The organism is Bradyrhizobium sp. Cp5.3 (assembly GCF_000426265.1).
Lineage (GTDB): Bacteria > Pseudomonadota > Alphaproteobacteria > Rhizobiales > Xanthobacteraceae > Bradyrhizobium > Bradyrhizobium neotropicale.
The window spans coordinates 1-6,726 of sequence record NZ_AUFA01000100.1; the positions used below are offsets into that span (position 1 = coordinate 1).

Genomic DNA, 6,726 nt, shown 5'->3' on the forward strand with positions numbered 1-6,726 from the left:
CAAGACTCGCCCCCAGCTTTCTTGCAAAATCGAATACTTGCTCAACTCAAATCACAGCGCCAAATCAATCGCTTCCGAATTCTTCACACACGACTTGTTATTCTCCTTGGGGATGCCCCGGGTTCTGTTGAATTTCTGAAAAGGTCGGCGTTGCCCACCCTGAGCCGGTAGGCTCAGGGTGCTGATTCCACAAAGGAGAGCAACGCCATGAGGAGGGATATCACACCCATTCAGCATGCAAAATCGATTACGCAGGATGGACTTGTTGGCGGCGAAGCCTTCAGAAAATTGCGGGAAGCCGCCCGTGGTACTTTGGAGACAAAACCCTAATCCGGGATCAACAGAACCTCGCGGCGTCAATCACAGGTTCGTGGCAAAGGCCATCGTGAGACGCGTGAATTCTCCTTCATCTCGGCCATGTGGCCCTGCCGCCTCAGCTTGACAATTCGGGCGGCGGATTAGGCGTAGTCAACCAACAGCGGCGCATCGATGGGCTTTAGATGCGTATTGAGTACGAGTGCGGAGTCGAAAATACTTTGCTCAAGCTTCGGCAAGGATGCGATCGGGGTGATCGCCGGTCGCTTGTGGATTGTGTTCGTGAAGGATTTGGTCGCAAAGTATCTCAGCGGCTGACCGCATATTCAGCCGGCTGCGACGGCCTTAGACGCGGGCTACGCTGCAGCCCACGTATGACAGCGTGGAATACGGTGAAGCAAAAAACTGGATTGGGTGTCCACCTTCCGGCTGAGAACGAAGCGTCATTGATCGGTCCCTGAACCGTCCCCGCTGCCATCTCCGTCTGCAGCTCCTTCAGCTGATCTGTCACCTGCGTCGCCACGGCGACTTTCTTCGCCTCGGCTCCTATCTCCCGGAACGCCTTCGCCGGCGCCTTCTTCGTCCTCTTCAGCAACCCAGTAGCGGGGACTAACAGAACTAAGGGGTGTCCACGATGCATCGATCGAGGGCACCAATGGAGGACAGTCGCTACTTGAAATGACCCTCAGATCTCGGCGCTTCTCAGCGGCGCCCCAATTCGTGAGAGCCTCGCGTGTTAGATAAGTCGCAGCCAATCCATTCCAGGATGTCGCAACACGATGCCAGTTCTCTTTTTGGGCTGGCAAAAGTTGAAGCTTCCTTTGCGCCCTGCGCGCAGCCGCAAACTTTCCGTCGCGCTTAGCCTGTTCCAGAGTCCTGCGCACCAGCTCTTCGGTTCGCTTCCATCCGGCGCCTGCAATTCTACCCTCGGCAAAGTACTCGAAGAAGACTCGGAACGTCAGGGCACGGCCTACGGCGACCCGCGACTCCAATTCTGGCTCGGTCAACCATCCCTGAAGAGCTTCGAGCTGCTCCGGCCCGCCAAGCGTGAGAACGTTACTGTCCCCGAAAATTGAGAATCTCGCAAATGCGGCAACCTCAAGCTGAGTATCCAAGTCTTGTGATTGCAGCCAACGGGTGATTGCTTCTAATGGAGACACGGCTTTATCTCCTTCCTTTGCAGTCCTGGTTGGAGCTTCGCGACTGGCATAAGGGGGCTTGAAAGCGATTCGGTCCACAGAACGCTGCGCCGGTCAACTACAAGAACTTGTAGGTGAGGAGGCCCAGCATGTGTGTGCATCCCAGTCATACCAATGGTGGACGCTTCGCCCTTGAGGAAACCAGCACGGGATCGTTCCCCACATCCCAGGGGAATCGGGTGAAGGATTTTAGGGTACGATGAGGCTTGCGAGGAAGTCGTCGTCCCAGGCTACGGTCATGCGTTTGAGGCGTTGAGAGTCTTTTCCGGGCACCCTGCGGATCAGATTGTTGGCCATGTGTGTGAATGCCGATCGAACATTGCCCCCCATCGGCGTCGTCGAGACCCCACGCCGAAACACAGCGGAGGATAGCTACGTCGCCGAGAGCTCCAACACGTCGGCCATCAAGAAGCTGCGCTTCGAGGAACTCGTCGCGCAGCGCACGCCCCACTATCGCCAAGCCGATCTCACCGTCGTTCCGTGCGAAAAGCGAGACAACAGAAACGCAGATGCATGCGTGCAGGCGCTGCACACCCATCTTTGCGAGCAGGGCGCTCCGGACCGGAAACGCCCGGGAGATCAACCACAGGTATAGCGCGACGATCTGGGTAGGAAGCCTGTCTGTTTGGTAAATTCGTGGGTGGATGATTTTGCTGTGAGGGCCAGGAAACGCCACTCGTCGGATTCGCTTGAGTAGCCTGGCCACTTGCCATTGAGAACGGAGGTCTGAGTGATGCCAACCTTGAGCCGCGCGGAGCTTTCGCGATCACGGCCATCATCGCGGCTAGGATGTGTTGGCTGGAGAGGGCCTATTTCATGCGATACGTTTGCCATATTGAAACGAACGAAGTTCTGCCGATGGATAGGGCGGGTAGGGAATTCACCACCCAACTCGAAGCCGATGACTACGGCGCCCGCGTCGCAAGTGAAGTCGGAATGGATGCTGGCGACTACTCTGACTGCCTGGTGACGGTGGCGGACGAGACGGGCAAAGAGATCGCCCGGCATCCTGTTTATAGAGATCTCTCGAGCTGACCGTTGTTCGAGCATGCCCTCGCTATGCCTTATGGCTTCGCGCTGATCGCGGCCGGTTGACAGCGACAACGAAAATCCAGATTCTGGCCATCACCCTGTCCTATCAGAAGCCGTAAGACCGCTCGGCCCAGCGCAGCAGCACGCGAGTGTCCCGATCAGGTAAGACCACGCGCTGGTCACGCAGGCCCTTGGCGATCGCAAGACCAACCTCTGGCTCGACTCGATTACCATGGGCCATCAAAAAGAACCAACCAAATGGGACACCGACCTCACGGTCGATGGCTTCCACGCGGTCCATCAGGATATGAACCGAGGCGTCGCCAGCGATGAGCCTCTCTTCCGGCAGATGCAGCGGACGCGGCACGAATCCGATCTCGCGCGTGCCTTTGTCGTCATAGTCGTAAATGTCGAGCGCCCAGTGCGCGTACATGCGTTCGGCCAAAGCGCTCGATTCGTCCCAATCCTGGAAAAAGCGATTCTCCCGTGGCACGTACTCGAACCAGTCCGGCACCAATTCCAGGAACGGCGTCTCGGTCGTGCCCTCTCGCGTCACTTCCCGCACCACCCGGCGTTCCATCTCCGGCCGCTGCGCCTCGCGCTTTTCGCGCTCGAGGCGCGCGCACCGCGTCAGGAAGCTCCGGACATGGACGACGCCGCTTCCGGCGCGGCCAAGCATCCGAAAGACCGGACCTTCGATGACATTGTTATCGGAGATATCGTCGTGCGCGATCCATGACGGGTCAAGCAATTCGTCCTTGCCCCAAGGGCGGTATGTGGGATTGACGATTGGCCCGGCGCGCCATTCGACTTCTCGGCCGACACGGATTTGCACATAGTCCGCGGCGCCCGGTCCAGTCGGCGCGAAGGCGTACACGCTGTTGCCGTGCCACTCCGAGATCTGAAGATTGCTCTCGCGCAATCGTGTCCAGAGGGCGCCAATGTCGCCGTTGTCCTTGGCGAGCTCGGCTTCCATCCACGGCCGGTATTCTGCGATCCGTGTCCCGTCGGCGCCGATCACCGAGCGCGTATCGCGCCAATACCGGTCGTCGATGCTGACCGCCGAAAAGGAAAATCCCGGAAATGCCTCCGTCAGCGCGGCGGCCAGCGCCGATTCGTCAGCTCCGGCCGGAAGACGCGCGAGGACCGCCTCGATCGTGGCGGGATCGGGCAGTCGTGCAGGAATATTCTCCGGAACCTCATCCATGACTCAATCCTATCATCGCACCCTGTTCGCCGCGCGCTCGATCTCTTCCATCGACGCCAGGATGTGCTCGAACCGAGGGGCCTCGCCGAAGATCATTGGCGTCGTGTTTGCATAGTCACGCGCGAGCGCGTCGATCATGGCGACGGTCGGCACGAGCGCGAACGATCCCGATCGGCGCACCGAGCCGGTTCGCCGTCGTCAAGAAGAGATCGAGCTTCTCGCCCTGGGGCGGCGGAGATGACCTCCGTGTAGGCTGCGCTGCTCACGAGCGATCCTCCGGTACAGCGTCGCCACGCTCGAGCAACGGTCTAAGGAAATCCTGCATCCAGATCGGCATAGCTGAAAGACCCGCGCGAAGATCGTCGCGAATCTCCTTTCCATGCTGCGGGTTTGCGAACAGCTTGCTGAGGACGTTCTTCGCCGCTTGTCGATCGTCCTCCCTCGTCTTCACGTCCTGCATCCAATAGAGCGCCTGAATGACGCGCATGCCCGGTCGTCCAGCCCAATAGAGGCGGCTGGGCGCCGCCGACTTGAAATGGATGACCTGCTTTCCAAGCTTGATCGGCTTCAGGCGGGCGTCGACCAGGACCTCGATGCGGGCCGGGACAGCCGTGGTGAGGCCAAGATCATTTGCGGCGGTCATACCGTCGACCAGGACGCGGGCCTGGTCGCGACGCGCCACAGCCCTGATGACGGCGCGATAGTCGGGGACCATCCGCTTGCCTGTGAGATTGCTCTTTCGCGGCCCGTCGTAGAGTCCACGGTCGATACGACGCAGCTCGCCAGCCGCGACCAGGCGCTGCAGCGTCTTGTCAACGGCCGCGCGGCTGCCGAGGTCGGCGAAATCGCCGGGTGTCCAAACCTCTGTCGGCGCCGCGTCGATGCGGGCTATGAGCCGCGGTCGGAGATCCGTGTTGGGTTGATCAAGCATGTCCGAAATATGAAGCAACTTTCGGTCAGTGGCAAGGGCGTCCGAATAATGCAGCATTGTTCGGACGGAGAGTCCGGCATCCTCGATTGCCGTGGCAATTCTAATTCATTCATCTTGCCGAAAACGGCTACTTCACCTATTTTAGGGGGGGGCGAAAAGGAGACGATTGGTGGCCAGCTTCACCCTGACAGATCTCGGTAACCGCTCAGGCGAGGTGGTTGAGGCCGCTTTCAGCGGTCCGGTCGACATCACCAAGCGCGGCAAACGGAAATTCGTGCTGCTGACGGCCGAACAGTTCGACAGGCTGGCCGCCAGCACCGCGCAGAGAGCGCATCGTGTCGAGGATCTCGCCGGCGCCGAGCGCGACGAAATCCTTACCGGCCTCGATGCGATAGCGAAGGACGCGGGCAAGGATGATTGATCCCCGGCACGGGGATGTCATCCTCTATTCTTATCTGTGGGCCCGCGAGCACGACCGGGGCGAGGAAAGCGGCCGGAAGGCGCGGCCCACCTGCGTCATGCTGATCGTGGCGGGGAAGGACGGAAAACCGAAGCCGCTACTGTTTCCGATCACCAGCCAACCGCCGCGGGCCGATGCACGCTCAATCCAGATTCCCGAAACGGAGGCGCGGCGAGCCAAGCTTTACACGCCGGCATGGGTCATCGTCGACGAGTTCAACACTGACTACCTTGCGACGTCCTGGGCGATCGAGGATACAAAGCCGCTTGGACAGTTCTCGCGCAAGTTCATGTCGCGCATTGCAGTTGAAGCCGCCGCCGCGATCCGGGCAGGTGCGATCCGCAGCGTTCCGAGGCGCTAGTGTCTCTGCACAGTGATTATGACGTGTTGCGCGTCCGGCGGTCAGATGAGCTCCGGCAGGCTCTTGGGATCAACGAGGACCTCGATGCTGCGGGGTGTCCTTGGCTGCCGTCTGATGAGGCCAGCTCGTTCCAGAGTCAGCACCATCTGGTGAACCGAAGGCGGGCTGACGCGAAAATATTCCTGCATGTCGGTTTCCGCCGGGGGCCTGCGGTGCAGCCGCGTATAGAGGTGGATGAAGGCAAGGTACTGGCCCTGTTTGGGCGTGAAGGGTTTTGCCGAAGGACTCACGCCGGCCATCCGATTCAGTTGTTGGTGCGTGCCTCGAACACGGAGGCACACCATGAATGTACGCTATCGGGTCGACCTCAGCCAAATCGAGCGCACGGAGCTCAAGATGCTGCTCAGCGGCGGCAAGCATGCGTCCCGCAAGCTCAAGCGAGCGCAGATTTTGTTGGCTGCCGACGCCGGAGCCCGCGACGAGGAGATCGCCACGAGCGTTGGCGTGGGCGGCTCGACGGTGTACCGGACCAAGCGCCGCTTCGTGGAGGGCAATCTGGAACGGGCGCTGAGCGAAGAGCCGCGTCCCGGAGCGGAGCGCAAACTCACGGGCAAGGAGGAAGCCTTGTTGGTGGCGACCGCCTGTGCCGGTCCGCCCAAGGGCCGTGCCCGCTGGACGCTCAAGCTGCTGGCAGGTGCGATGGTCAAGCTCACCGAGCACAAGAGTTTGTCGCACGAGACGGTTCGGCGGCGCCTGGCCGAAAATGGCCTCAAACCCTGGCGCCGCGACATGTGGTGCGTTCCGCGGGTCGACGGCGAATACGTCGCCCGCATGGAAGACGTGCTCGATCTTTACGCCGAGGCGTCCGATCCCGAGCACCCAGTGGTCTGCTCACATGGGGATTTGAGTGTGTCAAGGTGGTTGGTCAGCTCTTTGTTCGATTGCCAGGCCAGCTCTTCGTCCCGACCTTGGAGCTTTGGAGATGGCGCGCGCAGATCAAGTCAAGGCCGGCCCCGTAGGGCCGCCGCGCAGCGGCTTGACCTTGACTTGATCGAGCACGCCATCAGGCTGATGTGGTCGGGCGTAGGCTGGGGCCGGATAACTCCTTTTTCGATGGCGATCCAAGGTCGAGCCGGTTTTTGGCAATCAGGTTTACTTGCCAGATCAAACTCACATTCGGTCGTCGCGCGAGGCAACTGCACCAACATTCCGCTTGCGGCG

General features: G+C 60.3%; 10 protein-coding genes. 6 read left to right on the top strand and 4 right to left on the bottom strand.

What is annotated here, in order from left to right; translation table 11 throughout:
- The first annotated feature begins 1,094 nt into the window (after positions 1-1,094).
- From K289_RS51275 to K289_RS53305, 3 genes are all read left to right on the top strand, one after another.
- Positions 1,095-1,391 carry a hypothetical protein gene (locus K289_RS51275; RefSeq protein WP_027556458.1) on the top strand — a complete coding sequence of 99 codons (297 nt, stop codon included), beginning with the start codon at positions 1,095-1,097 and terminating at the stop codon, positions 1,389-1,391.
- Positions 1,392-1,803: 412 nt separating this feature from the next.
- Positions 1,804-2,109, top strand: a complete 306-nt coding sequence (locus K289_RS51280; protein WP_156918459.1) for a hypothetical protein — start codon at positions 1,804-1,806, stop codon at positions 2,107-2,109.
- A gap of 263 nt (positions 2,110-2,372) precedes the next feature.
- Positions 2,373-2,549 carry a hypothetical protein gene (locus tag K289_RS53305; RefSeq protein ID WP_371260917.1) on the top strand — a complete coding sequence of 59 codons (177 nt, stop codon included), beginning with the start codon at positions 2,373-2,375 and terminating at the stop codon, positions 2,547-2,549.
- A 103-nt stretch (positions 2,550-2,652) separates the two neighbouring features.
- Here K289_RS53305 and K289_RS0140130 read toward each other — a convergent pair whose 3' ends face one another.
- The 3 genes from K289_RS0140130 to K289_RS0140140 form a co-directional block, all read right to left on the bottom strand.
- Positions 2,653-3,753 (bottom strand): hypothetical protein, encoded by a 1,101-nt coding sequence (locus K289_RS0140130; protein ID WP_027556461.1) that lies wholly within the window; start codon positions 3,751-3,753, stop codon positions 2,653-2,655.
- 12 nt (positions 3,754-3,765) lie between these two features.
- Entirely contained in the window at positions 3,766-3,891 is a 126-nt protein-coding gene (locus K289_RS52945) for a hypothetical protein (RefSeq protein WP_256380044.1), read from the bottom strand.
- A 124-nt stretch (positions 3,892-4,015) separates the two neighbouring features.
- A complete protein-coding gene (locus tag K289_RS0140140; protein WP_027556462.1) occupies positions 4,016-4,684 on the bottom strand; it encodes a DUF6088 family protein in 669 nt (222 codons plus the stop codon).
- Positions 4,685-4,853: 169 nt separating this feature from the next.
- Between K289_RS0140140 and K289_RS0140145 the strand changes: the two genes are divergently transcribed.
- Complete coding sequence (locus K289_RS0140145) at positions 4,854-5,105, top strand: type II toxin-antitoxin system prevent-host-death family antitoxin (protein ID WP_027556463.1); 252 nt, start codon at positions 4,854-4,856, stop codon at positions 5,103-5,105.
- Positions 5,098-5,505, top strand: coding sequence for a hypothetical protein (locus tag K289_RS0140150; protein WP_027556464.1), 408 nt, complete (start codon positions 5,098-5,100; stop codon positions 5,503-5,505). Before K289_RS0140145 ends, K289_RS0140150 begins: the two co-directional genes overlap by 8 nt.
- Positions 5,506-5,546: 41 nt before the next feature.
- Here K289_RS0140150 and K289_RS0140155 read toward each other — a convergent pair whose 3' ends face one another.
- A complete protein-coding gene (locus tag K289_RS0140155) occupies positions 5,547-5,795 on the bottom strand; it encodes a LexA family protein (protein WP_371260916.1) in 249 nt (82 codons plus the stop codon).
- A 52-nt stretch (positions 5,796-5,847) separates the two neighbouring features.
- Here K289_RS0140155 and K289_RS52745 point away from each other — a divergent pair.
- Positions 5,848-6,726: IS630 family transposase (locus tag K289_RS52745; protein WP_245284143.1), on the top strand; the 879-nt coding region annotated here is incomplete at its 3' end.